This window comes from Thiomonas arsenitoxydans, assembly GCF_000253115.1.
Lineage (GTDB): Bacteria > Pseudomonadota > Gammaproteobacteria > Burkholderiales > Burkholderiaceae_C > Thiomonas > Thiomonas arsenitoxydans.
In genome coordinates, this window is the sequence record NC_014145.1 from 451242 (window position 1) to 477485 (window position 26244).

At 64.5% G+C, this 26244-nt stretch carries 23 protein-coding genes, 1 tRNA gene and 2 pseudogenes; 11 read left to right on the forward strand and 15 right to left on the reverse strand.

The window, feature by feature from the left end:
• Window positions 1-11: 11 nt before the first annotated feature.
• From THI_RS02085 to THI_RS02095, 3 genes are all read right to left on the reverse strand, one after another.
• Entirely contained in the window at window positions 12-599 is a 588-nt protein-coding gene (locus THI_RS02085; protein WP_013104571.1) for a peptidylprolyl isomerase, read from the reverse strand.
• A gap of 56 nt (window positions 600-655) precedes the next feature.
• Window positions 656-1999 carry a L,D-transpeptidase family protein gene (locus THI_RS02090; protein WP_050985895.1) on the reverse strand — a complete coding sequence of 448 codons (1344 nt, stop codon included), beginning with the start codon at window positions 1997-1999 and terminating at the stop codon, window positions 656-658.
• A gap of 68 nt (window positions 2000-2067) precedes the next feature.
• Entirely contained in the window at window positions 2068-3162 is a 1095-nt protein-coding gene (locus tag THI_RS02095) for a nuclear transport factor 2 family protein (RefSeq protein WP_013104573.1), read from the reverse strand.
• 176 nt (window positions 3163-3338) lie between these two features.
• Between THI_RS02095 and cysS the strand changes: the two genes are divergently transcribed.
• From cysS to THI_RS19570, 7 genes and pseudogenes are all read left to right on the forward strand, one after another.
• A complete protein-coding gene (gene cysS / locus THI_RS02100) occupies window positions 3339-4721 on the forward strand; it encodes a cysteine--tRNA ligase (protein ID WP_013104574.1) in 1383 nt (460 codons plus the stop codon).
• Window positions 4721-5386: a DNA-3-methyladenine glycosylase family protein gene (locus THI_RS02105; RefSeq protein ID WP_041608863.1), complete on the forward strand. Its 666-nt coding sequence runs from the start codon at window positions 4721-4723 to the stop codon at window positions 5384-5386. The genes cysS and THI_RS02105 overlap by 1 nt, the downstream gene beginning before the upstream one ends.
• Window positions 5387-5431: 45 nt before the next feature.
• Complete coding sequence (locus tag THI_RS02110; protein ID WP_013104576.1) at window positions 5432-6409, forward strand: acetyl-CoA carboxylase carboxyltransferase subunit alpha; 978 nt, start codon at window positions 5432-5434, stop codon at window positions 6407-6409.
• 59 nt (window positions 6410-6468) lie between these two features.
• Window positions 6469-7458 (forward strand): tRNA lysidine(34) synthetase TilS, encoded by a 990-nt coding sequence (tilS, locus tag THI_RS02115; RefSeq protein ID WP_231836325.1) that lies wholly within the window; start codon window positions 6469-6471, stop codon window positions 7456-7458.
• A gap of 81 nt (window positions 7459-7539) precedes the next feature.
• Window positions 7540-8793, forward strand: a complete 1254-nt coding sequence (locus tag THI_RS02120; protein ID WP_013104578.1) for an aspartate kinase — start codon at window positions 7540-7542, stop codon at window positions 8791-8793.
• A 114-nt stretch (window positions 8794-8907) separates the two neighbouring features.
• A tRNA-Ser gene (locus tag THI_RS02125) sits at window positions 8908-8998 on the forward strand.
• Between the two features lie 119 nt (window positions 8999-9117).
• Window positions 9118-9324, forward strand: a pseudogene (locus THI_RS19570) (hypothetical protein); the annotation flags it as partial.
• Here the strand turns inward: THI_RS19570 and THI_RS02130 are convergent.
• The 4 genes from THI_RS02130 to THI_RS19115 form a co-directional block, all read right to left on the reverse strand.
• Window positions 9287-10467, reverse strand: a protein-coding gene (locus THI_RS02130) for an IS3-like element ISThsp4 family transposase (RefSeq protein WP_157096564.1) whose coding sequence is annotated in 2 segments (ribosomal slippage) — window positions 9287-10221 and window positions 10221-10467 — 1182 coding nt in all. Because the reading frame shifts where the segments join, the coding sequence is not laid out codon by codon here. The pseudogene THI_RS19570 and the gene THI_RS02130 sit on opposite strands and share 38 nt — an antisense overlap.
• Before the next feature lie 13 nt (window positions 10468-10480).
• The gene (locus THI_RS18000; protein ID WP_050985896.1) at window positions 10481-11041 is read right to left on the reverse strand and encodes a hypothetical protein; all 561 of its coding nucleotides are present in this window, start codon (window positions 11039-11041) and stop codon (window positions 10481-10483) included.
• A gap of 140 nt (window positions 11042-11181) precedes the next feature.
• Window positions 11182-11328, reverse strand: coding sequence for a hypothetical protein (locus tag THI_RS18695; protein WP_157096588.1), 147 nt, complete (start codon window positions 11326-11328; stop codon window positions 11182-11184).
• Window positions 11325-12113, reverse strand: a complete 789-nt coding sequence (locus tag THI_RS19115; RefSeq protein ID WP_083829887.1) for a DUF3987 domain-containing protein — start codon at window positions 12111-12113, stop codon at window positions 11325-11327. Before THI_RS19115 ends, THI_RS18695 begins: the two co-directional genes overlap by 4 nt.
• Between THI_RS19115 and istA the strand changes: the two are divergent.
• The 4 genes and pseudogenes from istA (at window position 12060) to THI_RS02165 (ending at window position 16220) form a co-directional block, all read left to right on the forward strand.
• Window positions 12060-13586: pseudogene (istA, locus tag THI_RS02150) on the forward strand (IS21-like element ISThsp10 family transposase). The gene THI_RS19115 and the pseudogene istA overlap by 54 nt on opposite strands.
• Window positions 13576-14379 carry an IS21-like element ISThsp10 family helper ATPase IstB gene (gene istB, locus THI_RS02155; protein ID WP_013104582.1) on the forward strand — a complete coding sequence of 268 codons (804 nt, stop codon included), beginning with the start codon at window positions 13576-13578 and terminating at the stop codon, window positions 14377-14379. The pseudogene istA and the gene istB overlap by 11 nt, the downstream one beginning before the upstream one ends.
• 60 nt (window positions 14380-14439) lie before the next feature.
• On the forward strand, window positions 14440-14955 hold the full coding sequence (locus THI_RS02160) for a trimeric intracellular cation channel family protein (RefSeq protein ID WP_231836328.1): 516 nt from the start codon (window positions 14440-14442) through the stop codon (window positions 14953-14955).
• Between the two features lie 62 nt (window positions 14956-15017).
• Entirely contained in the window at window positions 15018-16220 is a 1203-nt protein-coding gene (locus tag THI_RS02165; RefSeq protein ID WP_013104584.1) for an IS3-like element ISThsp11 family transposase, read from the forward strand.
• A 155-nt stretch (window positions 16221-16375) separates the two neighbouring features.
• On the opposite strand, the gene pcaF is transcribed toward THI_RS02165, so the two are convergent.
• From pcaF to THI_RS02205, 8 genes are all read right to left on the reverse strand, one after another.
• A complete protein-coding gene (gene pcaF, locus THI_RS02170) occupies window positions 16376-17578 on the reverse strand; it encodes a 3-oxoadipyl-CoA thiolase (RefSeq protein WP_013104585.1) in 1203 nt (400 codons plus the stop codon).
• Window positions 17571-18389: an enoyl-CoA hydratase/isomerase family protein gene (locus THI_RS02175; RefSeq protein ID WP_013104586.1), complete on the reverse strand. Its 819-nt coding sequence runs from the start codon at window positions 18387-18389 to the stop codon at window positions 17571-17573. The genes pcaF and THI_RS02175 overlap by 8 nt, the downstream gene beginning before the upstream one ends.
• Entirely contained in the window at window positions 18386-19894 is a 1509-nt protein-coding gene (locus THI_RS02180; RefSeq protein WP_013104587.1) for a 3-hydroxyacyl-CoA dehydrogenase, read from the reverse strand. The genes THI_RS02175 and THI_RS02180 overlap by 4 nt, the downstream gene beginning before the upstream one ends.
• Complete coding sequence (locus THI_RS02185; protein WP_013104588.1) at window positions 19891-20685, reverse strand: enoyl-CoA hydratase-related protein; 795 nt, start codon at window positions 20683-20685, stop codon at window positions 19891-19893. The genes THI_RS02180 and THI_RS02185 overlap by 4 nt, the downstream gene beginning before the upstream one ends.
• On the reverse strand, window positions 20685-21959 hold the full coding sequence (gene boxA, locus THI_RS02190) for a benzoyl-CoA 2,3-epoxidase subunit BoxA (RefSeq protein WP_013104589.1): 1275 nt from the start codon (window positions 21957-21959) through the stop codon (window positions 20685-20687). Before boxA ends, THI_RS02185 begins: the two co-directional genes overlap by 1 nt.
• A gap of 48 nt (window positions 21960-22007) precedes the next feature.
• Window positions 22008-23435 (reverse strand): benzoyl-CoA 2,3-epoxidase subunit BoxB, encoded by a 1428-nt coding sequence (gene boxB / locus THI_RS02195; RefSeq protein WP_013104590.1) that lies wholly within the window; start codon window positions 23433-23435, stop codon window positions 22008-22010.
• Window positions 23436-23489: 54 nt separating this feature from the next.
• Window positions 23490-25148 carry a 2,3-epoxybenzoyl-CoA dihydrolase gene (boxC, locus tag THI_RS02200; protein WP_013104591.1) on the reverse strand — a complete coding sequence of 553 codons (1659 nt, stop codon included), beginning with the start codon at window positions 25146-25148 and terminating at the stop codon, window positions 23490-23492.
• 104 nt (window positions 25149-25252) lie between these two features.
• A complete protein-coding gene (locus THI_RS02205) occupies window positions 25253-26191 on the reverse strand; it encodes a helix-turn-helix transcriptional regulator (protein WP_013104592.1) in 939 nt (312 codons plus the stop codon).
• Between the last annotated feature and the right edge of the window lie 53 nt (window positions 26192-26244).

The following is a 26244-nucleotide window of genomic DNA, read 5'->3' on the forward strand; positions in this document are numbered from 1 at the left end:
TGTTTTCAGCTTTAGTTGAGGAGTTTGGCGTCTTCGATGACGATGGGCTTGACGGGAACGTCCTGGAACATGCCTTCGTTCTTGGTCGGCACGGCCACGATCTTTTCGATCACGTTCATGCCTGAAATGACCTTGCCGAACACGGCGTAGCCGTAGCCGTCGGGCTTGGGATAGTCGAGGCTGGGGTTGTCGACCACGTTGACGAAGAACTGCGAGGTGGCCGAGTTGGGGTCGGAGGTGCGCGCCATGGCGATGGTGCCCTTGAGGTTGCGCAGGCCGTTCTGACTCTCCAGCGGAATGGGCGCGCGGGTAGGTTTTTTCTGCATGTCGGCGGTGAAGCCACCGCCTTGCACCATGAAGCCGGGAATCACGCGGTGAAAAATGGTGCCTTTGTAGAAGCCGCTTTTCACATAGTCGAGAAAATTGGCCACGGTTTTAGGCGCCCGGGCCGGGTCGAGCTGCACCACGAAATTGCCCATGGTGGTGACGAATTCCACCTTGGGTTGCGCGGCGGGGGCTTTGGCAGCGTGTGCTGGGGGCAGGGCCGCTGCGGACACCAAGCTCAGCGCGGCGAGTATGGGGGCGATGTGCTGCCGCATGATGCGTCGCCAATTGGGGAGTGATGAGTGGGACGGGGTGGTCAGGCTGGAATTCATTACGAAACGCTTCCTTGAAAAATGAGTTGCCACTGGTTGTTGCGCTGGGCCCAGTACTGACGATAGAGCGGGCTGGAGGGCGCACCGGCCGCACTGTACTGCACCACCCTTTGCCCCGGGTATTGCAGGACGGTGAGCGCGCCGGGGGTGATGGATGGGTTGCGCGCAGGCGCGTGCGCAGTATTCGGCGCCGAGGCGCTGGCGGCGAGCGTGTCTTGCGGACGCGCACCTTGCGCAGCCGCCTGAACGACGTCGGTCTGCAACTGCGCCGTGATGCGCTGGCGCTGGGCAGTCCACTGCGAGACGCTCAGCCATTGCACATGGCGGGTGATGACCACCGGGGTGCTGCCCGCCGGGGTGTCGGCCATGAGGCTGAGCACGTCCGGGTTGGACAGCACCACGCAGCCGTCAGACGCCAGGGGAACCCGGGCATAGCTGCCCGGCGGTGTGCCGTGCAGCCAGACGCCAAAGCCGGTGTGGCCTTGCTGCTTATCCCACTCGTTGGGGTAGTTCAGCGTGAGCGCGCCGGCGCCGTAGAGCGGTTTGAGGTCTTTGGCGCCGATTTTGCGGGTGATGAAGTAAATGCCCAGCGGCGTTTTCATATCGCCGATCTGGGTCTTGCCCGCGCCGAATTTGCCCTGGCTGAAGTAGTAGCTCGCCTCGAGCTGGGGCACGCCGTTGCGCTGCTCAAAAAGATACAGACGCGAACGGGCGGTATCCACCACGATGGCGCGCTGCACGTCGGGCGCCAGCGCCACCAGATTGGCGGCAATCGCCCCGGTCGGGGGCGGTGCGGTGTAGGCGGCGAGGCGGGCCAGTGCCTCCGCCCGAAGTTCCAGAACGCGGGCGTGTTGCTGCGCCTGTTGTTCCGAAAGCGCGGGTGGCGGGGCCGCGGCGAAGCCCGCAGGATTTCCGGCGCTGGCTTGCATGACATCGCCCAGAAGCAATTGCGCCAGGGAGAAATGCGGGTAGTCCCGCGCCAGTTGCTCGGCTTGCGCCCGCGCCGCATCGAGGTGGCCGGCAGCGACTTCGGCGTAAGCGTGGAGCAGGCGCCGTTCCGCGCCGTCCTGGTTGGGGGGTGCGCTCAGCGAGGTGGTGAGTTTGAGCAGGGTGCGCGCCGAAACGACGGGTTGCTGCACTGAACCGGTGGACGGGCCTGCGGCGTTGCTGGCCAACTCGCCTGCCGGTTCGGCCGCCAGGTCATGCAGCAGGCGACTGCCCGGTGCGGCGCTGGGCATCGCGTTGTAGTCGGTCGCGGCGCGGGCCGCGAACACCAGCGGCACGCACAGCAGCGCCCAAGGCAACAACTTGCGCAGAGGAGGGCGGCGGAATGCGGGCTTCACAGCGGATCGATGCGAGGCGCTTGAAATCACAGCTAAATGAGGCAGCCTTCAGTGGCTAGAGTGGCCGTTCAGCCGACGATCTCGCGCACGATCAGCCACTTGCCGTTTTCACGCTGCATTTGCAGGGTTTTCGGGCCGTCAAAATCGAGCGAACCGGAGGTATAGTGCTGCCGGAAGCGCGCGGTGGCTTCGTCACCGTCGATCTGCACCTTGAGCGCGTGCACTTTCACCGTGATCTTGGCTTTGTCGGAAATGCGTGCTCGACGCTGATCCTTCCAGGCGCTCAAGCTCATGCCCTTCTCCGGCTTGAAATTGGGGGCGTAGGCGGCGAAATAGCCTGGCAGATTCTTGTTTTGCCAAGCGTCGGCCCAGCGCTCAACAGCTTCGGACACCGCGGCCTGTTCGCTGGCGTTGGTCTGCGCAGGCGCAGCGGCGGGCGCCGATTTGTTTTCAGCGGGTGCGGGCGCGGCAGGCTTGGTGGCAACCGGGGCCGTCGGCGCGGGCTTGGGTTTGGCCGCGGGTTTTTCGGCGGCCACCACTACCGGCTTCGGCGCAGGCGCGGCCGCAGCGGGCTTGGCCTCGGCTTTGGTTTCTTTCGCGGGCTGCGCCGTGGTCACTTTCAAGGGCGCCGCAGAGGCGGTTTGAACGGCGGGATTTTTGCCCTGCTCGAACAATTCGCGAATCAGGTTGAGCTTGACTCGGGCGCTGGCGTTTTCGTCGGGGGCGAGTTGCAGCGCCTTTTGGTAGGCTTGGCTAGCGAGCTTGGCGTAAATATCGCCCAAGTTGGCCTGCGCGGTGGCGTAGCTCGGGTTAGTGCGAATGGCCATGTCGAGCGCGGCGCGGGCCTTGTCGTACTGCCCTTGCTGGGCGTAGAGCACGGCCAGATTGTTGTAGGGCTCGGGCAACTCGGGATATTGTTCAGTGAGCGACTGAAAGATTTTGATGGCCTGGGCGTCTTTTTTCTGCTCGGTGAGGATGACGCCCTTCAAAAACTGGTACTGCGGGTCTTTGGGCTTTTGCGTCAGCAGCGTGTCCACCTGCGTCAGCGCACTGCTCAGATCGCCTTTTTGCAGGCTTTGGCTGACACTGGCCGCGTCTGCCGCCCAGACGGTTGGTGCACCCAGCGTGAGGGCGATCAGGGTGGCGAGAAGGCGATTTCGCATTGGGTGACTGGATGAGTGGTTTGAAGTCTGGACAAACGCCGTGCGGACTGGCGACGCGCAGCGCGGATTCAAGTGCAGCGCGTCAAGCCGGAAACTGGCTGCTTGTGCTAAGTTTTTAATTTTATCTGGGGACATGGCGCGCCCGCGCACAAACCGCTGTTCCCAAACCCAATTCCATGACTGCGTTGCATCTACACAATACCCTCACCCGCGGGAAAGACCGTTTCGTGCCCATCGAGCCCGGCCATGTCCGCATGTATGTCTGCGGCATGACGGTGTACGACTACTGTCACATCGGGCACGCGCGGGTGATGGTGGTGTTCGATCTGCTGCAGCGCTGGCTCAAGGCGCAGGGCTTGCGCGTGACTTATGTGCGCAACATTACTGATATTGACGACAAAATCATCCGGCGCGCGCAGGACAACGGCGAGACCATCCGCGCGCTCACCGACCGCTTCATCGCCGCCATGCACGAAGATGCCGACGCCCTCGGCGTGGAGCGTCCCACCCATGAGCCGCGCGCCACCGACTATGTGCCGCAGATGCTCGACCTGATCGGCAAGCTCAAAACGCGCGGTCTGGCCTATCGCGACAGCGCGGGCGATGTGAACTTTCATGTGCGCGCGTTTCCCGGCTACGGCAAGTTGTCGGGCAAGTCGCTCGATGAACTGCGCGCGGGCGAGCGCGTGGAGGTCGATACCGCCAAGCAAGATCCGCTGGACTTTGTGCTGTGGAAAGCGGCCAAACCCGCCGAGCCCGAGGAGGTGAAATGGCCTTCCGATGACGGCCCGGGCCGTCCCGGCTGGCATATCGAATGTTCGGCCATGAGCTGCGCGCTGCTGGGCGAGACTTTCGATATTCACGGCGGCGGGGCCGATCTGCAATTTCCGCATCACGAGAACGAAATCGCGCAAAGCGAGGGCGCGAGTGGCAAGCCCATGGCCAATGTCTGGCTGCACAACGGTTTCGTGCGGGTGGACGGCGAGAAGATGTCCAAATCGCTGGGTAATTTTTTCACCATCCGCGACATCCTCCAGCATGTGGACGCCGAAACCGTGCGGCTGTTCATCGTCCGTGCGCACTATCGCAGCCCGCTGAACTACAGCGACGAACACCTGCAAGACGCCCACGCTGCGCTCACCCGACTCTACACCGCGCTCGACCCGTTCGCCGAGCTACCCGCGCGGCTCGACTGGAGCCACCCTCGCGCGCAGGCCTTTGCCGCCGCGATGAATGACGATCTCAATACGCCCGAGGCCATGGCGGTGTTGTTCGAGCTGGCGACCGAGGTCAACAAAACGGGCGATGCCGATCTGGCGGCGCTGCTCAAGGGGTTGGGCGGCGTGCTCGGTCTGCTGCAGCAGAATCCGCGCGAGTTCCTGCAAAGCAAGGCCGCCGCGGTGGATGCGGCGTGGGTGGAGCAGTTGGTGCAGGCCCGCATCGCCGCCAAACAGGCGCGCAACTTTGCCGAGGCCGATCGCATCCGCGCCGAGCTCAGCGCCAAGGGCATCGTGCTCGAAGACAAGCCGGGCGGGATCACGGTGTGGAGGGCGGCTTGATGGCGCGAGCACCGGCTTGGTCGGATACGGTCGTCTCCACCAAAGGCCCCATCCCGCTCGATTGGGACAAGGCCTGCGCCCACCTGCAGCGCACCGATCGCGTGATGCGCAAACTCATCAAGACGCATGCGGGCACGCGGCTGCAAAGCCGGGGCGATCCGTTTCAGACTTTGGCGCGTTCCATCATTGGTCAGCAGATTTCCGTCAAGGCGGCGCAGACGGTCTGGGATCGGCTCTGTGCCGCCGTGCCCCAAGTCGCGCCGGAACATCTGGTCGGCCTCGATGACGAGGCTCTGCGTGCTTGCGGCCTGTCGGGTCGCAAGGCGGGCTATGTGCGTGACCTCGCCGTCAAATTCCACGCCGGGGAGGTGCATCCGGATCAATGGCAAGAGATGCCCGACGAGGCCATCGCCGCTGAACTGCTGACCATCCGCGGGATTGGCCGCTGGACGGCGGACATGTTTCTGATCTTTCACCTGATGCGCCCGGACGTCCTGCCCTTGGGCGACCTGGGGCTGATCAAAGGCGTGAGCCAGACTTACTTCGCCGGCGAGCCCGTGACCCAGAGCGAGGTGCGCGAAGTGGCCGCCGCCTGGGCGCCGTGGCGTTCAGTGGGGACTTGGTATATTTGGCGCAGTCTGGACCCGTTGCCGGTTGCGTATTGATTTGCGCGTTTGCAACGCAGGAGCGGATCATTTCCCGAGGTGAATATGAGCAAAAAAGTCTTTCTCGATTTCGAGCAACCGGTTGCCGAACTCGAGAACAAAATCGACGAACTGCGCTTTGTGCAGGATGAATCGGCGGTCGATATTTCCGAAGAAATCGGGCGCTTGCAGAAAAAAAGCCAGCAGCTCACCAAAGACCTCTACGCCAAGCTCACGCCCTGGCAGACCACGCAGATTGCGCGGCACGCCCAGCGGCCTTACACCCTCGACTACGCCCACCAGATCTTCACCGACTTTCACGAGCTGCACGGCGATCGCGCCTATGCCGACGACCTGTCCATCGTGGGCGGCCTGGCGCGTCTGGGCGGGCAGGCCTGCATGGTGATCGGCCACCAGAAGGGGCGCGACACCAAGGAGCGCGCGATGCGCAACTTCGGCATGCCCAAGCCCGAGGGCTATCGCAAGGCGCTGCGGCTGATGAAACTGGCCGAAAAATTCCACCTGCCCATCTTCACCTTTGTCGATACGCCCGGCGCCTATCCCGGCATCGACGCCGAAGAACGCAGCCAGTCCGAAGCCATTGGCCGCAATATCTACGAGATGGCGCAGCTCGAAGTGCCCATCATTTCCACCATCATCGGCGAAGGCGGATCGGGCGGGGCGTTAGCTATTGCGGTGTGCGACCAGTTGCTCATGCTGCAGTATTCGATCTACTCGGTGATTTCGCCCGAGGGCTGCGCCTCCATTCTTTGGAAGAGCGCGGAAAAAGCGCCGGAAGCCGCCGAGGCGCTGGGCCTCACCGCGCACCGCCTCAAGGCGCTGGGCCTGGTGGACAAGATCGTCAGCGAGCCGGTTGGTGGCGCACACCGCGACCCTGTGGCGATGGCGGCTTCGCTCAAGCGCGCGCTGGGCGAATCGCTGCGCCACTTCCAGCACACCAAGCCGGCCGATCTGGTGAAGCAGCGGCTGGAGCGGCTGCAGGGCTTTGGCAAATTCGAAGACACCAAGACGGCGGGACGTTGACCGCCTTCGTCGGTTCACTTGATGGGTCCACCTCGTCGGCTTCACAGTCGGCGCTGCCCTTGCTGAACAACCCCGCGCTTGCCGCGCTCAGGCGTTTCGCGTCGCAGAACCCCGGCGTCGCCCAGGCCGAGCGAATCGGCATTGCCTTCAGCGGCGGGGCCGATTCCACGGCTTTGCTGCTTGCGGCCCGCACGCTCTGGGGCGGTGGACGGCTTTGTGCCTTGCACGTCAATCATGGCTTGCAAACCTCGGCCCAGTTGTTCGCGCAACATTGCGCTCAAGCCTGCGCCGCCCTCGATGTGGCGTATGCCGAGGCCACTCTGCAGGTCGATGTGGCGCGGGGACAGAGCTTGGAAGAAGTCGCGCGCGAGGCCCGCTATTTGGCGCTGGCCAAGCTTGCGCGCGAGCAGAACTGCGCGGTGGTTCTGCTTGCGCAGCATGGGGACGATCAGGTCGAGACGCTCTTGCTCGCCTTGTTGCGCGGGGCAGGGCCGCGCGGCTTGGCGGCGATGCCCGCGCAGATGCAGCGTCACGGCTGCAGCTTTGCGCGACCCTTGCTGGACTGCGGCGCGGCCGAATTGCGGAGCTGGCTCAAGGCGCAGGCGGTGAGCTTTCTGGACGATCCGATGAATGCCGACCCCGCGTTTCGGCGCAGCCGCATTCGGCATGAACTGGTGCCGGTTCTCGCCCGGCTCGAACCCGCCTATCGGCAGACGCTGGGCCGCAGCGCCGCCTTGTGCGCAGCGGCCGACGCGCAGATTCAATCGACGGCGGCGCAGCAATTGCGCCTTTGCATGCAACCCCAGGGGTTGGATCTTGCCGCCTTGCGCGCACTGGGCGCCGTATCTGCTAGCGAGGTCTTGCGGCTTTGGCTGCGGCAAAACGGGCAGCGACTGGACCGTGCGCGGACCGACGAACTAGTGCGACAAGTCTTGCGGACCGGGCAGGGCGCGCATCGCCTCGAACTGCGTCTGCCAGGCTGCATCCTTCAGCGTCAGGGGGCTTGTCTGCGTTTGAAATGGGGCGATGCCGCAGCAGAGAAAGCCTAGAATGCGAAGCCTTGCAGCGAAACGGTCAGGTGCATCGTGCGCCGGGCAAAGAGACTTTCGCAGCTCTCGAACGCATTTCTCATGGCACTCATCGTCCAGAAATACGGCGGCACCTCGGTGGGGTCAGCCGAACGGATCAAAAACGTGGCCAGGCGCGTGGCCAAGTGGCACGAAGCCGGGCATCAGGTCGTGGTGGTGGTCTCTGCGATGTCGGGTGAAACCAATCGCCTGATCGCGCTGGCCAAAGAAATCCAGCCCCAGCCCGATCCGCGCGAACTCGACGTCGTGGCTTCGACCGGCGAGCAGGTCACCATCGGCCTGCTGTCCATGGCGCTGCAGGCGCTGGGACACAAAGCTCGAAGCTACACCGGCGCGCAGATCGCCGTGCATACCGACAGCGCCTTCACCAAGGCCCGCATCGAGTCCATCGACGCCGACAAACTCAAGGCCGATCTCGCTCAGGGCATCATCCCCGTCGTTGCCGGGTTTCAAGGCGTGGACGCGCAGGGCAACATCACCACCCTGGGCCGGGGCGGCTCAGATACCTCGGGCGTGGCGCTCGCAGCGGCCTTGCAAGCCGACGAATGCCAGATCTACACCGACGTCGACGGCGTCTACACCACCGATCCGCGCATCGTGCCCGAAGCCCGGCGGCTCGACACCATCACCTTCGAAGAAATGCTGGAGATGGCCAGCCTCGGCTCCAAGGTGTTGCAAATCCGCTCGGTGGAATTCGCGGGCAAGTACAAGGTTCGCCTGCGCGTGCTCTCCAGCCTGACCCCGTGGGACCTGCCGCTGGAGCAAGAGTCGCGCAGCGGCACACTCATCACCTTTGAGGAAGACGAAAACATGGAACAAGCCGTGGTGTCGGGCATCGCCTTTGCCCGCGACGAAGCCAAGATCATCGTGGTTGGCGTGCCCGACCGGCCCGGCATCGCCTATCAGATTCTCAGTGCCGTGGGCGAGGCCAATATCGAAGTCGACATGATTCTGCAAAACCAGAGCGTGGCCGGTTTCACCGACTTCACCTTCACCGTGGGCCGGGGCGATTACGCGCGCGCGCTCGACATTCTCAAGTCCAGCGTGCAGGCCCACATCGGCGCCAAGGAAATTCTCGGCGATCCGAAAGTGTGCAAGGTTTCCATCGTGGGCATGGGCATGCGTTCGCACGCCGGCGTGGCCAGCAAAATGTTCCGCACCCTGTCGGAAGAAGGCATCAACATCCAGATGATCTCCACCTCGGAAATCAAGGTCTCGGTGGTCATCGAAGAAAAGTACATGGAGCTTGCGGTGCGCTCCTTGCACAAGGCCTTCGACCTAGAACAAAGCGCCTGAGCCGCGACGTTTTCCGTCAAGGTGGCGATCGCAGGTGAATGCGTGTAATAATTGCCGACTTTGCTGAACGCATGAAGCCACAAGCAATTTGCCAAAAGGAAACTTGAGGCAACTGGAGACGTGACCGAGTGGCCGAAGGTGCTCCCCTGCTAAGGGAGTATGTGCCAAAAGCGCATCAAGGGTTCGAATCCCTTCGTCTCCGCCAGAATACTAATAAAAACAATAACTTAGCTGTACATTCCCACAATTTATCCCACAAGTCGGCGCGGGCTAGCAGCTCGTTTGGCCGACATAGTTGCGAGATAGGTAGTCAACTTGGGCTGCAATCGCCTCAATGGCGCTCTGGGCGACGAGCAGCATGCGGTACTGTGCGGCGCTGCTCACAACATTCGCCTGCTGCTGAGGAGGCGAGGGGCGGGGTGGTATGACGCGATGATTGGCAGGCGTCGCCAAATGAGGTGCCCGTCGAATTTCGCCTTCCAGATGGCCGCTCTCATGCCGCCATGGATGGCTGATCGCCATGCTTGCTGAGCCACTCCTCCAGGAAGCGAATCGGCGAGCGGTAGCCCAGCGTGGAGTGGCGGCGACTCCGGTTGTAGAACGCCTCGATGTACTGGAACAGGTCGGCCTGCGCGTCGGCGCGGGTCGGGTACGACGTGCCGTGCACCCGCTCGTTTTTGAGGCTGTTGAAGAAGCTCTCGGTCGGCGCGTTGTCCCAGCAGTTGCCCTTGCGACTCATCGATGCGGTCATGCCGAAGTCACGCAGCTTGGCCGCCATGGCGGCACTTGCGTATTGACTTCCGCGATCGCTGTGAAACACGATTCCAGCCTCGGGCTTGCGCCGGAACCACGCCATGGTCAGGGCATCGGTGACGATGTCCGCGGTCATGCGCGGTTTGATCGACCAGCCGACGATCTCGCGGTTGAACAGATCGAGGACGATGGCCAGGTACAGCCAGCCCTCGCCGGTTTGGATGTACGTGATATCCCCCGTCCAGACTCGATTCGGCGCCTCGGGTGCGAAGTTACGCGCCAGCAGATTCGGCGCGATGGGCAGCGAATGCCGGGAGTCCGTCGTCGCCTTGAATCGTCGCTTGTGGCGTGCCCTGATGCCGTGCTCGCGCATGAGTCGTTCCACCCGCCGCAGGCCGATGCGATGGCCGCGCCCCTGCAACTCGCGGTGCATGCGCCGCGAGCCGTAGGCAGCCTTGAACTCGGCGTGGATGCTGCGCATCAGCGTCAGGGCCTGCGCATCGCTCAGGCGGGCGCGATCGGGCTTGCCGCCGCGGCGCCAGGCGCGGTAGCCGCTGATGCTCACGCCGAGCACCTCGCACAGCTCAGGCAGGGGATGGTCGCGGCGCTGCGCGTCGATCCACGCGTACTTCACAGCGCATCCTTGGCGAAGTACGCAGTCGCTTTTTTTAAGATGTCCACGTGCATCCGCAGCCGGGCGTTCTCCGCCCTCAGCCGCGACAGCTCCATCTGTTCCGGCGTCACCGGCTTCGCGCCCGCTCCCGCCAGATGGCCGGCCTGGGCAGCCTTCACCCAGTTGCGCAGCGTCTGCTCCACCAGCCCCAGTTCGCGAGCTGCCGCACCCACGCCAACTGCCTGGGCATGCTTGACGGCCTGGTCCTTGAACTCGGCCGTGTACTGCTGTTTCGGGATCGTCTTCACTTCGTCTCGTCCTTCAGGTCTCGATGCTACACATCGGCTCCTGGAAGACGAAAAACGGCAGGCAGCTCAGACTGGTGTCGCCAGGGCGGGCCCGATGACGCCCTGCGCAAAGCAAATGCCTGAGCAGTTGGGCTCTGATCGCGAGGCACTGGCCGCCCGCAAAACCCCAAGCCTTCTGTGCAGCAGGCGCAAAAAAACCGGCCCCAGCCCCAGACGGACAATAGCGCAGCAGCCACTGGATGTTGTAGCCCGCCGCGCAACTGATCGCGTGCAGCGCGTCGCCCAGCGCCCCTTTGAGCCAGCAGCGATCCAGGCGGTGATCGGCCTTCAGATGTCCGATGGCGGGCTCCACCGCCGAGCGACGGCGCAGCCAGGTGCGGTGCTGCGGGCTCAGACGCTTGAACTTGCCGCGGTGGATGAGGTGTTGATCGGGGTTGTCGGCGTCCACCCCGCGAAAGCCCAGATCGACCACGACGTGCTCAATCGCCACGGCCCAGTCCTGCATCAGAATGGTGGCCTGCTCCAGTGTGGCGAGCAGGATGTGGCCGTCATGCCCAAGGGATTCGGTGGACAAGAAAACACAAAAAAGTGAGCGTTTATGCGGGTCACAGGGGTTTTTCAAGGGCGACCAAGTAAATGTTGCTTGCTCACAGCTTGACCCTCCCGTTCAGTCGATGAACGGTCAATGGGCCGCCTGTGGTTGACGTGAGCCGTTCACGCGAACCATCCCCTGTCCACCAGAATGCGGGTGGTGCGCGCACTGCCAAAACTGCCAAAAGCCCCTTTTGACACTTTTGACAGTTCCTGCACGGGCGGCTTCCCAGAAATTGAGCGCAGGCGGTCGAGGTAGATATTGCTCACAGCTTCGCCCTCCCGTTCAGCGTGTAGATGGTCGAGGGTCGGCCTGCGGTCGGTTCGCGTCGCTGGTGCAACCAACCCATGTCCACCAGATAACCCAGCGCGGCCATGACCAGATCGCGGTCGCTCAGTCCTGTCCAATTCGGTCGCCACACATCCCTGCTGCCGAATCCATCGCGGGGCAGATCACCCTTCTTGATGCGCCGCAGGATGGCGCGGGCGGCCTCCACTTCGGGCGATACTGCACCGCCGTAGATTCGCCGGGCATGCGACTCCAGGTAGGTCGCCCAGCCTAATGCGCGCAGCATGGCCGTTTCACTCACCGGGCCGCTGCCGTCATCGGCCAAGTGGCAGATCAGCGCCAGGGCAGGCACCAGCTTGCGATACTTCGCCAAGTGGCTCTCAACGGCGGGATGCAGGTCGGCACTGCGAAGACGGCTTTCGAGTTCGGTGCGCCATTGCACGAACAGCGCCAGTGCCGCCTCGCTTAGGCGTAGGTAGGTTGTGCCTTCGGGGTTGCCGTCTAGGCCGGTGTCTTGCATCGCACCGATGGCCTGCGGGTCGAGCGTGTCCAGGCGGTCGAAGACGGCCCATGCGGCCTTTTTCGCGGCTCCGTCAGGCCAGTGTGTTGATTTCCATCCAGAACTGACCCAGTAACCCCCAGGATTTCCATCTAAATCTGACCCACGTACTAACCCTAACCTGCTGCTTTGTTTAGCAGCAGGAGACCAGGAGTGATAGACGTGGCAACACTGAGTGTTATCAGACGCTGTGCCCTGCGCGAGCAGATGTCCATCCGCGAGATCTCCCGCCGCACCGGCCTTTCTCGCAACACCATCCGCAAGTACCTGCGCGCAGGCGAGTCCGAACCGCACTACGCCAAGCGGGTTAGCCCCAGCAAGCTCGATCCTTTCGCTGGCAAACTCGCTGGCTGGCTCAAGGCCGAGGCTGGCCGATCACGCAAGCAGCGGCGCACCGTCAAGCAGATGCACGCGGATCTACAGACCCTGGGCTACCCGGGCTCCTACAACCGCGTCGCGGCCTTCGTCCGGCTTTGGCACGAGGAGCGCCTGGTGGCCCAGCAGACTACGGGCCGTGGCACCTTCGTGCCCCTGACCTTCGGCCCAGGTGAGGCCTTTCAGTTTGACTGGAGTGAGGACTGGGCGGTTATTGCCGGAGTGCGCACCAAGCTGCAGGTGGCGCACTTCAAGCTCAGCCACAGCCGGGCGTTCTACCTGCGCGCCTATCTGCTGCAGACCCACGAGATGCTGTTTGACGCGCACAACCACGCCTTTGCGGTGTTCGGTGGCGTGCCGCGCCGGGGTATCTATGACAACATGCGCACCGCTGTGGATCGGGTTCGCAGGGGTAAGGAACGTGATGTCAACGCACGCTTTGCGGCCATGGCCAGCCACTTCTTGTTCGAGGCCGAGTTCTGCAACCCCGCCTCCGGCTGGGAGAAGGGCCAGGTGGAGAAGAATGTGTGTGATGCGCGCCACCGGCTGTGGCAAGTCGTGCCGGCCTTCCCGGCCCTCGACGATCTCAACGTCTGGCTGGAACAACGCTGCCAGGCGCTATGGCGCGAGATTGCGCATGGCAAGCTGCCGGGTACCGTAGCTCACGTCTGGGCCCAGGAGCGGGCCGCCTTGATGCCGGTGCCACGGCCCTTCGATGGCTTTGTGGAACACACCAAGCGGGTCTCGCCCACCTGCCTGATCCACTTCGAGCGCAACCGCTACAGCGTGCCAGCGCCGTAGGCCAATCGGCCTGTGAGCCTGCGGGTCTACGCGGATCGCCTGGTTGTCGCGGCCGAGGGCCAGATCGTCTGTGAGCATCAGCGCCTGATCGAGCGCAACCACCATGGCGCTGGCCAGACCGTCTACGACTGGCGCCACTACCTGGCGGTGCTGCAGCGCAAGCCCGGGGCCCTGCGCAACGGTGCTCCGTTCCTGGAGCTGCCTGGAGCCTTCAAGCGACTGCAGGCTGCACTCGTGAAACAGCCGGGTGGAGATAGGGAGATGGTGGAGGTTATGGCGCTGGTGCTGCACCACGACGAGCAGGCTGTGCTGGCGGCGGTGGAACTGGCCTTGGAGGCCGGAGCCGCCAGCAAGACCCACATCCTGAATGTCTTGCACCGCTTGCTCGATGGCAAGCCGGCCCCGGCGCCTGTCACCTCTCCCCAGGCACTCAAGCTGTCTGTGGAACCCCAGGCCAACGTGCTTCGCTATGACCAACTGAGGGAGGTCCGCTATGCGTCATGACCCTGCCATCGCTTCCATCGTGATCATGCTGCGCGAGCTCAAGATGCACGGCATGGCCCAGGCGGTCACTGAACTGGCCGAGCAAGGTGCTCCCGCTTTCGAGGCAGCCCAGCCGATCCTGTCGCAGTTACTCAAAGCGGAGACCGCCGAGCGAGAAGTGCGCTCGGTGGCCTACCAGTTGAAGGGGGCAAGATTCCCGGCGTATCGGGACCTGGCAGGCTTTGACTTCTCGCACAGCGAAGTGAACGAAGCCCTGGTGCGCCAGTTGCATCGGTGCGCGTTCCTGGAGGATGCCAACAACGTGGTCCTCGTGGGCGGGCCCGGCACTGGCAAGACCCACATTGCCACAGCCCTCGGTGTGCAGGCCATTGAGCACCATCACCGCAGGGTTCGGTTCTTGTCCACGGTGGAGCTGGTCAATGCATTGGAGCAGGAGAAGGCCAACGGCAAGTCCGGACAGTTGGCCCACCGGCTGGCCTATGCCGATCTGGTGATTCTCGATGAGCTGGGTTACCTGCCGTTCAGCGCTTCAGGCGGTGCCTTGCTGTTTCACCTGCTGTCCAAGCTGTACGAGCGCACCAGTGTCGTGATCACCACCAACCTGAGCTTCAGCGAATGGGCCGGCGTGTTCGGGGATGCCAAAATGACCACGGCACTGCTAGACCGGCTCACGCATCACTGCCATATTCTGGAAACCGGTAACGACAGCTTCCGGTTCAAAAACAGCTCTGCACAGCAACCCCCACAGACGACCAAGAAGGAGAAGATACCCAAGAACTTATCCACAACGTGAGCTTCAAGTTCACAAACAAGGGTGGGTCAGATCGAGATGAAAATAGTGGGTCAGGTTTGCATGGAAATCAACACCTACGTCGCAGCCTGTGGGGGCGGCATCGTGCGTGACCTCTGTCTGGGCTTCGTGCCACCGGCGGGAATTTCACAGTGGCGCTACGCAGCCCTGGCGATCCTTGCTGCCGCCATGTCAATATGGTCGCAGACGCTGATCCAGCGTCTGCGGCACCCGGTGATCTTCTTCGACGCCCTCGGGCTTGGGTTTTTCGCCGTTGCGGGCGCCCACAAGGCCATGGTGATGACCCACAATGTGGAAGTCTCCATCGTGCTTGGCGTCGTCACGGCAGTCGGCGGCGGCGTCATGCGTGACGTGCTGCTCAATCGCGTTCCAGTCATCCTGCAGCGGGAAATCTACGCACTGGCGGCACTCATTGGCGCTTGCGTGCAGGTGCTCGGGCAGGTGCGCGGATGGAACGTGATGCTCACCCCCTGGTTGGGCGCGGGCAGTTGCGCGCTGATCCGCTTTCTGTCGCTGCGGCGCCGATGGAGTCTGCCTGTTTACGGCAAATCGCCATGAACTTGCCCCCGAAAAATGTACTCCATAGCTGAGGCTGAAAATGTATCCATGGAGCACGAAAGATGAGCAAGACAGATCAAGGGCAGCACCGAGCGCGGTACACACTGGAGTTCAAGCTGGAGGCCGTTCGGCTGGTCAAGGCCGGGCAGGAAGCGTCGGTGACGGCGCGCGTGCTGGGTCTACCGAAGCAGACGCTGAGCAACTGGGTTCGGCTGGCCGAGAAGGGGGCGCTGCAGGGCGTCGGCGAACGACCGGTGAGCGCCGAGCAGATGGAGCTGGCACGATTGCGTGCCGAGCTGGCGCGCGTGAAGATGGAGCGCGACATCCTAAAAAAAAGCGACGGCGTACTTTGCAAAGGAATCGCTGTGAAGTACGCCTGGATCGGCAAGAACAAGGCGGCGTGGCCCGTCACCGTGATGTGCGATGTGTTGGGCGTGAGCCCCAGCGGCTACTTCGCTCATCAGCGTCGGCGGCGCAGCGCGCAGCCCTGTCCGCCTCGCGGTACGCGGCTCAGCAACGAGGCTCTGCTGGCTCACATCCGAGCCATCCACGCCCAAGTCAAAGGCGAATACGGCTGGCCAAGAGTGTGGAAGAAATTGTTGGTGCGTGGTCTTCGCGTCGGCAAACACCGCATGCAGCGATTGATGCACACGCACGGCATCAAGGCGCGTAGCAAGAGGAAATTCGTGGTGACGACGGATAGCAAACACGATCTGCCGATCGCTGAGAACTTGCTGGCGCGCGACTTCACCCCGGTGGCGCCCGACCGGGTCTGGAGCAGCGACATCACCTACATCGCCACCGGCGAAGGCTGGCTGTATCTGGTTGCGGTGCTTGACCTGTTCAGTCGCCAAGTGGTGGGCTGGAGCATGCAGCCGCACATGCAGGCCAGTCTGGTGACGGATGCGCTGCGCATGGCGTGGTTCAGGCGTCAGCCCGCGCCGGGCCTGATCTTCCACTCGGACCGCGGCAGCCAATACTGCAGCCACGCGTTCCAGGATGCGCTGGCCAGCTACGGCATGCTGTCGTTGATGAGTCGCAAGGGCAACTGCTGGGATCATGCGCCGACCGAGAGCCTGTGGGGCAGCCTGAAGGTGGGGCGCCTCTATGGCAGGACATTCGCCACCCGGCGCCAGGCGATGGATGAGGTGATCGACTGGTTGACGTTCTATAACCATCGCCGACTTCACTCCACGCTGGGCTACATCAGCCCGATGAGGTTCGAAGCAAACTGGCACGCGGGCCAGTCAAAACAAGCCGCGTAACAAGGTGGCTATGGACTACGTCCAACAGGGGCAAGGTCAGGTCGGCTTGACCATCCGCCAGCTTGGCTATCCGACGAAAAACTCGATCTGTGAGCGCCGAGGCAATTTTTGAGCCACCGGCTCAATTTTCGGTTGGCGCAAACATGCACACGTCATCAGACCCGTTCGATCACCACCGCGATGCCCTGCCCGACGCCCACGCACATGGTCGCGAGGGCGTAGCGGCCGCCGATGCGGTGCAGTTGATACATCGCCGTCATCACCAGTCGCGCGCCGCTGGCGCCGAGCGGGTGGCCGAGGGCGATGGCGCCTCCGTTGGGGTTGACGCGGGGATCCTCGTCGGCGATGCCCAGATCGCGCAGCACGGCCAGGCCCTGCGCAGCGAAGGCCTCGTTGAGTTCGATGACGTCCATGTCCTCCACGCGCAGGCCGGCGCGGGCGAGTGCCTTGCGGCTGGCGGGGGCGGGCCCCATGCCCATGATGCGCGGTGGCACCCCGGCCGTGGCCATCGCCACCACCCGGGCTTTCGGGGCCAGACCGTGGCGCCGTGCCGCCTCTTCGGTGGCCAGCAGCAGTGCGCAGGCACCATCGTTCACGCCGCTCGCGTTGCCGGCCGTGATAGTGCCGTCCGGGCGCACCACCCCGCGCAGTTTGGCGAGAGCATCCAGGCTGGTTTCGCGCGGGTGTTCGTCGGTGTCGAAAATCTCCGGGTCGCCGCGCTTGCGCGGAATCTCGACCGGCACGATCTCTTCGGCCAGCCGGCCTGCGGCCTGGGCAGCGGCGGTCTTCTGTTGCGATCGTAGAGCCATGCGGTCCTGATCTTCGCGGGAAATGCCGAATTCCTGTGCCACGTTCTCCGCGGTTTCGGGCATGGAATCCACGCCATACTGCTGGCGCATCAGCGGGTTGACGAAGCGCCAGCCGATGGTGGTGTCGTAAACCGCGTTGGCGCGGCTGAAGGCGGCTTCCGCCTTGGGCATCACGAAGGGCGCTCGGCTCATACTCTCCATCCCGCCTGCGATGAGCAGATCCGCTTCGCCGGCGCGAAGGGCACGGGCGGCGGTGCCGACGGCGTCCATGCCGGAGCCGCACAGCCGGTTGATGGTCGTGCCGGGCACGCTGACCGGCAGGCCGGCAAGCAGGGCGCTCATGCGCGCGACGTTGCGGTTGTCCTCGCCCGCCTGGTTAGCACAGCCGTAGAACACGTCGTCCACCGCCTCCCAGTCGATGCAGGCGTGGCGCTGCATGAGCGCGCGGATCGGCACAGCGCCGAGGTCGTCGGCGCGGACGGAGGACAGGGCGCCGCCATAGCGGCCGAATGGCGTGCGCAGGGCGTCGCAGATGAAGGCGTCAGACATGATGGGAACCGGTCACGGAAGGAAACTGGGGTACGCGACAGCTCTGCACGGCGGCGACGCATTCAGGCGCCGCCGCCCCGGCAAAACCGAGGATTTCCGACGCCAGGGGGTGTTCGAACATCGGCCACGCCATGCGTAGCCAGTCATTGAGGCTGCGCATGGTGAAGGTCAGCGCGGTGGCGCTGCCCCTAGCGAGTCGGCCGGCGATGTCGCGGGCGGTCTGCGGCAAGGCGTCGTCTTCGGCAACCAGGCTGACCAGGCCGATGCGCTCGGCCTTGGTGCCGTCGGTAGCATCGCACAGCAGCAGGTGCATCTTGGCCTTGGCCATGTCGCACAACAGCGGCCAGATGCGCGCGGCATGGTCGCCCGCGGCGACGCCGATCTTGGTGTGGCCGTCGATGATCTTGGCCTTGCGTCCGGCGATGGAAATGTCCGCCAGCAGCGCCCTCGCCGCGCCCGCGCCGACGGCCGCACCTTTGATCGCCGAGATGATCGGCAGGTCGCAATCGATCATGCCCTGCACGATGGCGCGGGCCTCGCGCATGATGCGCAGCCGCGTCTGCTCGCTGCCGAGCATGCCGTCCACCACGTCCGGCGAGCCGTCGGCGCAGCAGCCCTTGCCTTCGCTGCGCACGAGAACGCAGCGCACGTTGCCGCCGGCCGCCAACTGTGTCCAGACGGTGCCGAGCGCTGCATGGCCGTCCGCGTCGGTGGCTGGCATGCCGCCGGCCAGGCCAAAGACCAGTTCGGCGATGCCGTCGTCGCCGATGTCCACCCGCAGGTCGCAGGCGAGGTTGATCCGTTCGCTCATGCGGCCTCCAGGTCGGCGCGTTCGCGCAGCCACGGGCTGACGCGGTAGCGTTCGCCGCGTTCGGCCGCGTCCAGGTTGTCGAGCAGCCGCGCCACGTTGGTAGCGCTCCAGCCGGTCAGCCAGGTGAACGGCCCGGCGGGGTAATTCATCCCGAGGCGCATCGCGGCGTCGGCATCGTCAGCGGTGCACACGCCCTGCTGCACGGCGTCTGCGGCCTCGTTGATCAGCATGGCAATGGTGCGGGCGACGACCAGCCCAGGCGCATCGGCCACGCGCTGCGGGTTGAAGCCGAGGGCGCGCAGCCATTGGGGAGCTGCGTCGATCCAGGCGGCGTCGGCGCGGGCGGAAGGCGCCCAGGCGAGGGCCGCACCGGGCGCGTCGGACAGCGGCAGGTCAAACACGGCCACAGCGCCGCCGAGGGCGGTGGCGCGCCGGCCGTCGGTGAGGCGTAGCTGCGCGTTGCCGATGCACAGGCCGGTCCAGTCGCAGGTGGCATCGCACGTGGGTGCCGAGCCGTGTGCTTTAAGGGCGGCGGCCAGGCGGTCGGCCAGCGGGCCGCTGCCGCAAACCTGCGCGGTGCCGGCTGGCGGCGTGCCCGGTGCGAATTCAGCTACGCGGGGTATTTCCGCGCCCTCGGTGTAGTCGTAGAAGCCGCGTCCGGCCTTGCGACCGAGCAGACCGCCGTCCATCAATTCGCCTTGCAGCAGCGAGGGCACGAAGCGCTTATCCTGGAAGTTCGCGGCGTACACAGCGCTGGTCACGGCGAAGTTGGTATCGTGGCCGATCAGGTCCATCAGCTCGCACGGTCCCATGCGAAAACCGGCGCCGCGCAGGCAGGCGTCGAGCACATGCGGTTCGGCGGCCTGCACCTGCAGCAGCGCGAGCGTCTCGGCATAGAAGGGGCGGGCGATGCGATTGACGATGAATCCGGGCGTGGAACGGGCATGCACGGCGGTCTTGCCCCAGCGCCGCGCGAGGGCGAACACGGCGTCGGCCACGGGCCGGGCGGTGCGCAGCCCCGATACCACTTCCACCAGCTTCATCAGCGGCACGGGGTTGAAGAAGTGCATGCCCACCAGCCGTTCGGGACGGCGCATGTCGCGGCCGAGCGCGGTGATGGACAGCGAGGAGGTGTTGGTGGCGAGCACGCAGTCGTCGGCCATGACGGCCTCCAGCTCGGCGAGCACCGCGCGCTTGACGTCCAGGTTCTCGACGATGGCTTCGACCACCAGCCCGGCGTCGGCCGCGTTCTGCAGGCTGGCGACGGGCGCCATGCGCGCCAGCGCCGCCTTGGCCTGCTCGGCGGAGAGCTTGCCCTTGCGTTCGAGCATGGCGAAGGTCTCGCCCAGCCTGGCATACGCCTGCTCGGCGGCACCGGGACGGGTGTCGAACAGGGCCACATGCTGGCCGGCCTGTGCGGCGACCTGGGCGATGCCGCTGCCCATGATGCCGGCGCCGACCACCAGCACGCGCGCCTGGCTCAGGCCATTCGCGGACATGCTCATCGCGCGCTCCAGCTGGCCGGTCGCTTGTCCAGAAACGCGGCGAAGCCTTCCTTGGCCTCGGCACCGCCGCGCACGCGGCTGATGGTCTGGGCGGTGAGTTCGCGCACGTCCTCTGTGATGGGGCCAACGTCCAGCGCGGCGAACAGGCGCTTAATTCCGGCATGGGCGCCAGGCGCGCCGTTGAGCAGATCGGTGACTTGGGCATCGATCGCAGCGTCGAGTTCCTCGGTCGGCACGACTTGGTGCAGCAGTCCGATGGTGCAGGCCTCGTCGGCGCGGATGCGCTGCGTGGTGAGCGCGAGGCGGCGCGCTTGTCGACGACCGACAGCGTTGATGAGGTAGGGGCCGATCACCGACGGCAGAATGCCGAACTTGGCCTCGCTGACGGCGAAGCTCGCGTTGTCCGTGGCGACTGCGATGTCGCAGGCGGACACCAACCCCACGCCGCCGCCCAGCGCTGCGCCCTGCACGCGGGCGATGGTTGGCTTAGGGCAGCAGTCGATGCGCCATAGCATAGCGGCGAAGCGGCGCGCGTCCTGCAGGTTCCATTCCTGCGTGGCATTGCTGGCACGGCGCATCCATTCGAGGTCAGCGCCGGCGCTGAAATGCTTGCCGTCTCCGGCGAGGACGATCACCCGCACCACGGGGTCGTCTGCGAGCTGGGTGAACACCTGGTCAAGCTCGCCGATCATGGCTTCGTCGAAGGCGTTGAACACGGCGGGACGGGACATGACCACGCGCGCCACGCCACGGTCTCTGCGCTCGACGCGGAGGGTTTGCAGATCGGCCATCAATAAGTCTCCAGATGCAGGCGGCCTTGCGCCTTCAGCGCGGCGACGGTGTCGGCCCAAGGCAGGTCGGCCTGTTCGGCCACGTCGCGCAGGGCGAGCAACACGCCGTCTTCCATGGCCGTGAGGCCGCAGACGTAGATGTAGGTGTTGGGGTCGGTGAGCAGCTGCGCCACATCGGCAGCACGCTCGCGGATCAGATCCTGCACGTAGCGCTTGGGCTGACCCGCGGCGCGCGAGAAGGCGAAGTTAATGTCGATGAAGTCCTTGGGCAGGTTTTGCAGCGGACCGAAGTAGGGCAGTTCCTCCTTGGTCCGCGCGCCGAAGAACAGCATGAGTTTGCCGCCGTCGAACTTGCCGCTTTTACGCAGGCGGCGGCGCCATTCGGTCATGGCGCGCATCGGAGCGCTGCCGGTGCCGGTGCAGATCATCACGATGTGGCTCTTGGGGTGGTTGGGCATCAGGAAGCTGGATCCGAACGGGCCGATGACCTGCACCGAGTCGCCCACCTTCAGGTCGCACATGTAGTTGCTCGCCACGCCGCGCACGGGGTTGCCTTGGTGGTCTTCCAGCACGCGCTTGATGGTGAGCGACACGTTGTTGTAGCCAGCGCGCTCGCCGTTGCGCGGGCTGGCCACGGAATACTGCCGCGCATGATGCGGGCGGCCCTGCTCGTCGGTGCCAGGCGGGATGACGCCGATGGACTGGCCCTCCAGTACCGGGAATGGCATGGCGCCGAAGTCCAGCATGATGTGGTGGGTGTCGTACTGCTTGCCCACCTCGGTGACGCGCACGTTGCCTACCACCTTGGCAATAATGAACTTCTCCGCGGCCTTGGGGCCGTAGAGATTGGTGTAGGCATGGGCCGCGGACCACGGCGGCAGGCTGGCGCCGAAGCTGGCGCCGCGAAACACGTCGTGCGCTTCCGGTGCGACGGCGGCTCGCAGGGGCATGGCATCGACCTGCGCGGGCGCTTCGGCGTCGGCGCCTTCCCAGTCCTGCGGGTCGAGCGGTTCGGGGAGCACGTCCCATCCGAACTGTGCGTCCAGCGGGTAGGCCTGGTCGCGCGGCACGTCACGCCAGTTGTCGATGGCGCCGGTGGGACAGGGCGGCACGCAGGCCATGCAGAAATTGCATTTATCCGCGTCAACCACATAGTTGTTGGCGTCATGGGTGATGGCACCGACGGGGCAGGTGGCCTCGCAGGTGTTGCAGCGGATGCAGATTTCCGGGTCAATCAGATGCTGCCGCAGAACGGCGGGGGCGGCCATGTCCATGTGGGTCTCCAGGGGGAGGGGCGCGCCCGGGCGCCCCGCGGATGCTGCTTAGTTGAAGCGCACGTACTCGAAGTCGACGGGCTGGCGGTTGATGCCCATGACAGGAGGCGCGATCCAGTTGGCGAACTTACCGGGGTCGACCACGCGGCCCATCAACGAAACGACGAAGTCGCGATCCTCGTCGGTCGGCAGCCATTCCTCCACCCGCTGGTTCCACTCGTGGTCGGTGATGGGGTTGCCCTTCGGGTTCACCTTCACGCCCGCTAGTGTGCCGATGCTGCGGTGGAATGCTTTGTGTGGAACGGTGAGGCGGAAGGGAATGCCGGCCTTGTCGATGACCTTGTTCCAGCGGTCGACGCCGCCGACGGAGTCCTTGATATAGTCATCGCGCAGCACCTCGTTGAGGGCGTTGAGCATCGGTACCTCCTTCTCCACCAGGTTGCCGTTCTGCACGTCGAGAATCTTGTAGCTGTGGCCCTTAAGCACATGGTCGTCGGTGCGCTTGGCTTCGTCGAAGCGACCCTTCAGGCCGGTGGAGTAGAAGGTGGCGGCGTTGCTCGACTGGTCGGCGCCGAACAGGTCTATGGTCACGCTGAAGTGGAAGTTCAGATAGCGCTGAATAGTCGGTAGGTCGATCACTCCGGCGGCGCGGAGCTCGGCCGGGTCGTCAGTCTTCATCTCGTTCATCACCTGGCAGGTACGCTGAATCACGCGGCTCACGCCAGATTCGCCCACGAACATGTGGTGCGCTTCCTCGGTCAGCATGAACTTGGTGGTCCGGGCCAGCGGGTCGAAGCTGCTCTCGGCCAGGGCGCAGAGCTGGAACTTGCCGTCCCGGTCGGTGAAGTAGGTGAACATGAAATAGGACAACCAGTCGGGCGTCTTCTCGTTGAAGGCGCCGAGGATGCGCGGGTTGTCCTGGTCGCCGCTGCTGCGCTCCAGGAGGGCCTCGGCTTCCTCCCGGCCATCGCGGCCGAAGTACTTGTGCAGCAGGTAGACCATGGCCCACAGGTGGCGGCCTTCCTCCACGTTCACCTGGAACAGGTTGCGCAGGTCGTACTGGCTAGGGCAGGTGAGTCCGAGGTGACGCTGCTGCTCGACGGACGCGGGCTCGGTATCGCCTTGGGTCACGATGATGCGGCGCAGGTTGGCGCGATGCTCGCCGGGCACGTCCTGCCAGGCGTCCTCGCCCTTGTGGTCGCCGAAATGGATCTTGCGGTCCTTCTCGGCCGGGTTGAGGAAAATGCCCCAGCGGTAATCGGGCATCTTCACATGGCCGAACTGCGCCCAGCCCTGCGGGTCCACGCTCACGGCGGTGCGTAGGTACACGTCGAAGTTCTGCGAGCCGTCGGGCCCCATGTCCTGCCACCAGTTGATGTAGTTGGGTTGCCAATGTTCTAGGGCACGCTGCAGAGTGCGGTCCTCGCTGAGGTTTACGTTGTTGGGGATTTTTTCGCTGTAGTCGACGCTGGACATGATGGATGTCTCCTTGGTAAGAACTTGCGATGGGGGGCGATGCGGGGTCGGGGGTCAGACGCGGTTCCAGTCGAACTCGGCCTTGTCGCCCTTGCCGTAAACCTTGAGCGCTCCGTGTTCGCCAACGGCGTTGGGGCGCTGGAAGATCCAGTTCTGCCAAGCGGTCAGGCGTCCGAACACGCGGGTGAACAGATTCTCCGGTCCGTTGAAGCGCAAATTGGCTTCCATGCCTGTGAGGGCGTCTGGCGACATGGCCACGCGTTCCTCGATTGCGATGCGCACTTCGTCGTCCCAGTCGATGTCGTCCGGGTTGCGGGTGTTCAGACCAAGGGCGTTGGCGGCGTCGCCGTCGAGAGGCTTGCCGATGACTGCGCGCACCTTGTCGATTGCGGCCGCATCGCCATAGAAGCGGCGCTCCAGGCGGCTCTGGCTCGTGGCCATCGGGTAGAGGCCGAAGTTCACTTCGCCCACCACGATCTTCGGCGTGCGCTGCGCATCGTCGGGCAGCATGAGTTGGTAGATGCGGTCGGCGGTGAGCGCGATTTCCAGCAACGTGCCGGCAAAGCAGGAGCCCGGCTCGATCAGCGCGAACAGGCTGCGCGAGGACACGTCCAGACGGCTGAAGGCGCGGCGCAGCATGCCGATGGTTTCGCGCACCAGCCAGAAATCGCGGTTGGCGAGCAGTTGCTTGTCGAGCGCGAGCATGGCGTCGACGTCACCCTCGGTGCGCAGCAGCCAGGTGCCGATCGCCAGCTCGTTGGTGCGCATGCTCAGGATGGCGTCGTCCAGCTCGCGCGCCACGCGCAGAGGGTACCAGTTCGCTCCCTGCGCCAGCATCGCGGCCGTGTCGACTCGCTGTTCGCCACTCGGCCCCTTCACCACGAAGGTGGCGGTGCGATGGGCGCGGTCGATCTGCACGGTCACGGCGGAATAGATCAGGGCATCGTCTTCGATGCGACGGTCCAGCGGGGTCAGCTTCACGCCCTGCGCGGCGGCCGGGCGGTTGCTATACGCGGCGAGTTCCATCGCGCGGTCGTGCACGGCCTTGTCGAACACAGCGGGTTTGGCTACCGCGTCCACCAGGCCCCATTCGACCGCGCGCTGGCCGCGCACGCCTTCGGCGGTGGTGCAGAAGATGTCGGCAAGGTCGTGGCGAACGTGGCGCTTGTCGGTCACGCGGGTCAAGCCGCCGGTGCCGGGCAGCACGCCGAGCAGCGGCACTTCGGGCAGGCTGACGGCACTGGAGCGGTCGTCCACCAGCAGGATCTGGTCGCAGGCGAGGGCGAGCTCGTAGCCGCCGCCGGCGCAGGCGCCGTTGACCGCAGCGAGGAACTTCAGGCTGCCGTCGCGCGAGGAGTCCTCCATCCCATTACGTGTTTCGTTGGTGAACTTGCAAAAGTTCACCTTCCAGGCATGGCTGGACAGACCCAGCATGAAAATGTTCGCGCCGGAGCAGAACACCTTGTCCTTCAGGCTGGTGACCACCACGGTGCGCACTTCCGGATGCTCGAAGCGGATCCGGTTGAGCGCGTCGCTCAGCTCAATGTCGACGCCGAGGTCGTAGCTGTTGAGCTTAAGCTTATATCCTGAACGCAGGCCGGCGTCTTCATCGAAGTCGGCGGCCAGGGTGGCGATCGGGCCGTCGAACGTCAGGGTCCAGTGATGATACTGGGAGGGGTTGGTCTGGTAGTCGACGCGGGCAGGCTGGGTCACGAACATCTCCTTGGGTTTGCATAAAACTGCATATCACTTGATGCGCACTTTAGTGCGCGCCTCGCCGCAAAGCAAGCACTTTAATGCATTTTTTGTTTTGGTGATTACCCTAGATTCAGGGCGTCGCGCACGGTCTGTCGAAGCAGCAGGAAGGTCTGATCCAGCGGCTGCGTACTGGTGTTCACCTGAAATTCCGCCTTGGAATAGAAGGCGGCGCGGCCGGCCAGGATGCTCTTCAAATCCTTCATGGCCTCGTCGCTCGCTGCCATTGGGCGCAGGTCGCCCTGGGCGACGACGCGCCTCATGTGGTCTTCCGGGCTGGCTTGCAGCCAGACCGTTGTGCAGTGGGCCAGCAACAGGTTGAAGGTGGACGGATCGGACACAAGGCCGCCGGGCGTGGCGATGACCGCCTCGGAATGAATCTGGATGGCCTCCTCCAGCGCCCGCCGCTCGTAGCGCCGATAGGCGTTCATGCCGTAGAGCGACTGGATCTCGGCGATGCTGCAGCCGGCGAACTGCTCAATCTCGCGGCTCAGTTCCACGAAGGGAAATCCCAGGTCTTCCGCCAGCATCTGCCCGAGGGTGGATTTGCCTGCGCCGCGCAGTCCGATGAGGGCGACGCGCGAACTGCGGCCTGCGTTGTCGCCACCGGTGCCGAGCATCTCGCCCACGGCGGCGCGCACCCGATGCAGGGTCGCTTCGTCCCGGTGTTCGAGCAGCTCGCGCAGCAGCAGCCATTCCGGCGAGGAGGTGGTCACGTCTCCGATCAACTCGGCCAGACTGCATTGCAGCGCCTGGGCGACCTGCAGCAGGACCAGAATGGACGCGTTTCCCACTCCGCTTTCCAGGTTGGCGAGGTGGCGCTCCGAAACGTCCGAGGCGATGGCCACGGCCTTGCGCGTCAGGCCGCGGCGCGCGCGCAGGGCGCGCACCCGCTCTCCGAGTGCGATCAGGAAGGGGTGGCGCGCGTCCCCATGGGTGGCCCGGGCGGCGGCATCTTCGGGAGATCCCTCACGGGGAAGCTGCAATATATTGCTTGACATCAGTGAAATCGGTTTCTATAGTTTCAACGCACAATACTGCACATTCGGCGTGG

Excerpts from the sequence above, each read along its gene's own strand:
- boxA (WP_013104589.1), bottom strand. The coding sequence starts at position 21,959 with ATGGACATGGCCGCCCCCGCCGTTCTGCGGCAGCATCTGATTGACCCG.
- THI_RS02165 (WP_013104584.1), top strand. The coding sequence starts at position 15,018 with ATGAGCAAGACAGATCAAGGGCAGCACCGAGCGCGGTACACACTGGAG.
- istB (WP_013104582.1), top strand. The coding sequence starts at position 13,576 with ATGCGTCATGACCCTGCCATCGCTTCCATCGTGATCATGCTGCGCGAG.
- THI_RS02160 (WP_231836328.1), top strand. The coding sequence starts at position 14,440 with ATGGAAATCAACACCTACGTCGCAGCCTGTGGGGGCGGCATCGTGCGT.
- THI_RS02095 (WP_013104573.1), bottom strand. The coding sequence starts at position 3,162 with ATGCGAAATCGCCTTCTCGCCACCCTGATCGCCCTCACGCTGGGTGCA.
- cysS (WP_013104574.1), top strand. The coding sequence starts at position 3,339 with ATGACTGCGTTGCATCTACACAATACCCTCACCCGCGGGAAAGACCGT.
- THI_RS02205 (WP_013104592.1), bottom strand. The coding sequence starts at position 26,191 with ATGTCAAGCAATATATTGCAGCTTCCCCGTGAGGGATCTCCCGAAGAT.
- pcaF (WP_013104585.1), bottom strand. The coding sequence starts at position 17,578 with ATGTCTGACGCCTTCATCTGCGACGCCCTGCGCACGCCATTCGGCCGC.
- THI_RS02175 (WP_013104586.1), bottom strand. The coding sequence starts at position 18,389 with ATGAGCGAACGGATCAACCTCGCCTGCGACCTGCGGGTGGACATCGGC.
- THI_RS02085 (WP_013104571.1), bottom strand. The coding sequence starts at position 599 with ATGCGGCAGCACATCGCCCCCATACTCGCCGCGCTGAGCTTGGTGTCC.
- THI_RS02120 (WP_013104578.1), top strand. The coding sequence starts at position 7,540 with ATGGCACTCATCGTCCAGAAATACGGCGGCACCTCGGTGGGGTCAGCC.
- THI_RS02185 (WP_013104588.1), bottom strand. The coding sequence starts at position 20,685 with ATGGCCGATCTGCAAACCCTCCGCGTCGAGCGCAGAGACCGTGGCGTG.
- THI_RS02105 (WP_041608863.1), top strand. The coding sequence starts at position 4,721 with ATGGCGCGAGCACCGGCTTGGTCGGATACGGTCGTCTCCACCAAAGGC.
- THI_RS02180 (WP_013104587.1), bottom strand. The coding sequence starts at position 19,894 with ATGAGCATGTCCGCGAATGGCCTGAGCCAGGCGCGCGTGCTGGTGGTC.
- THI_RS02110 (WP_013104576.1), top strand. The coding sequence starts at position 5,432 with ATGAGCAAAAAAGTCTTTCTCGATTTCGAGCAACCGGTTGCCGAACTC.
- boxB (WP_013104590.1), bottom strand. The coding sequence starts at position 23,435 with ATGTCCAGCGTCGACTACAGCGAAAAAATCCCCAACAACGTAAACCTC.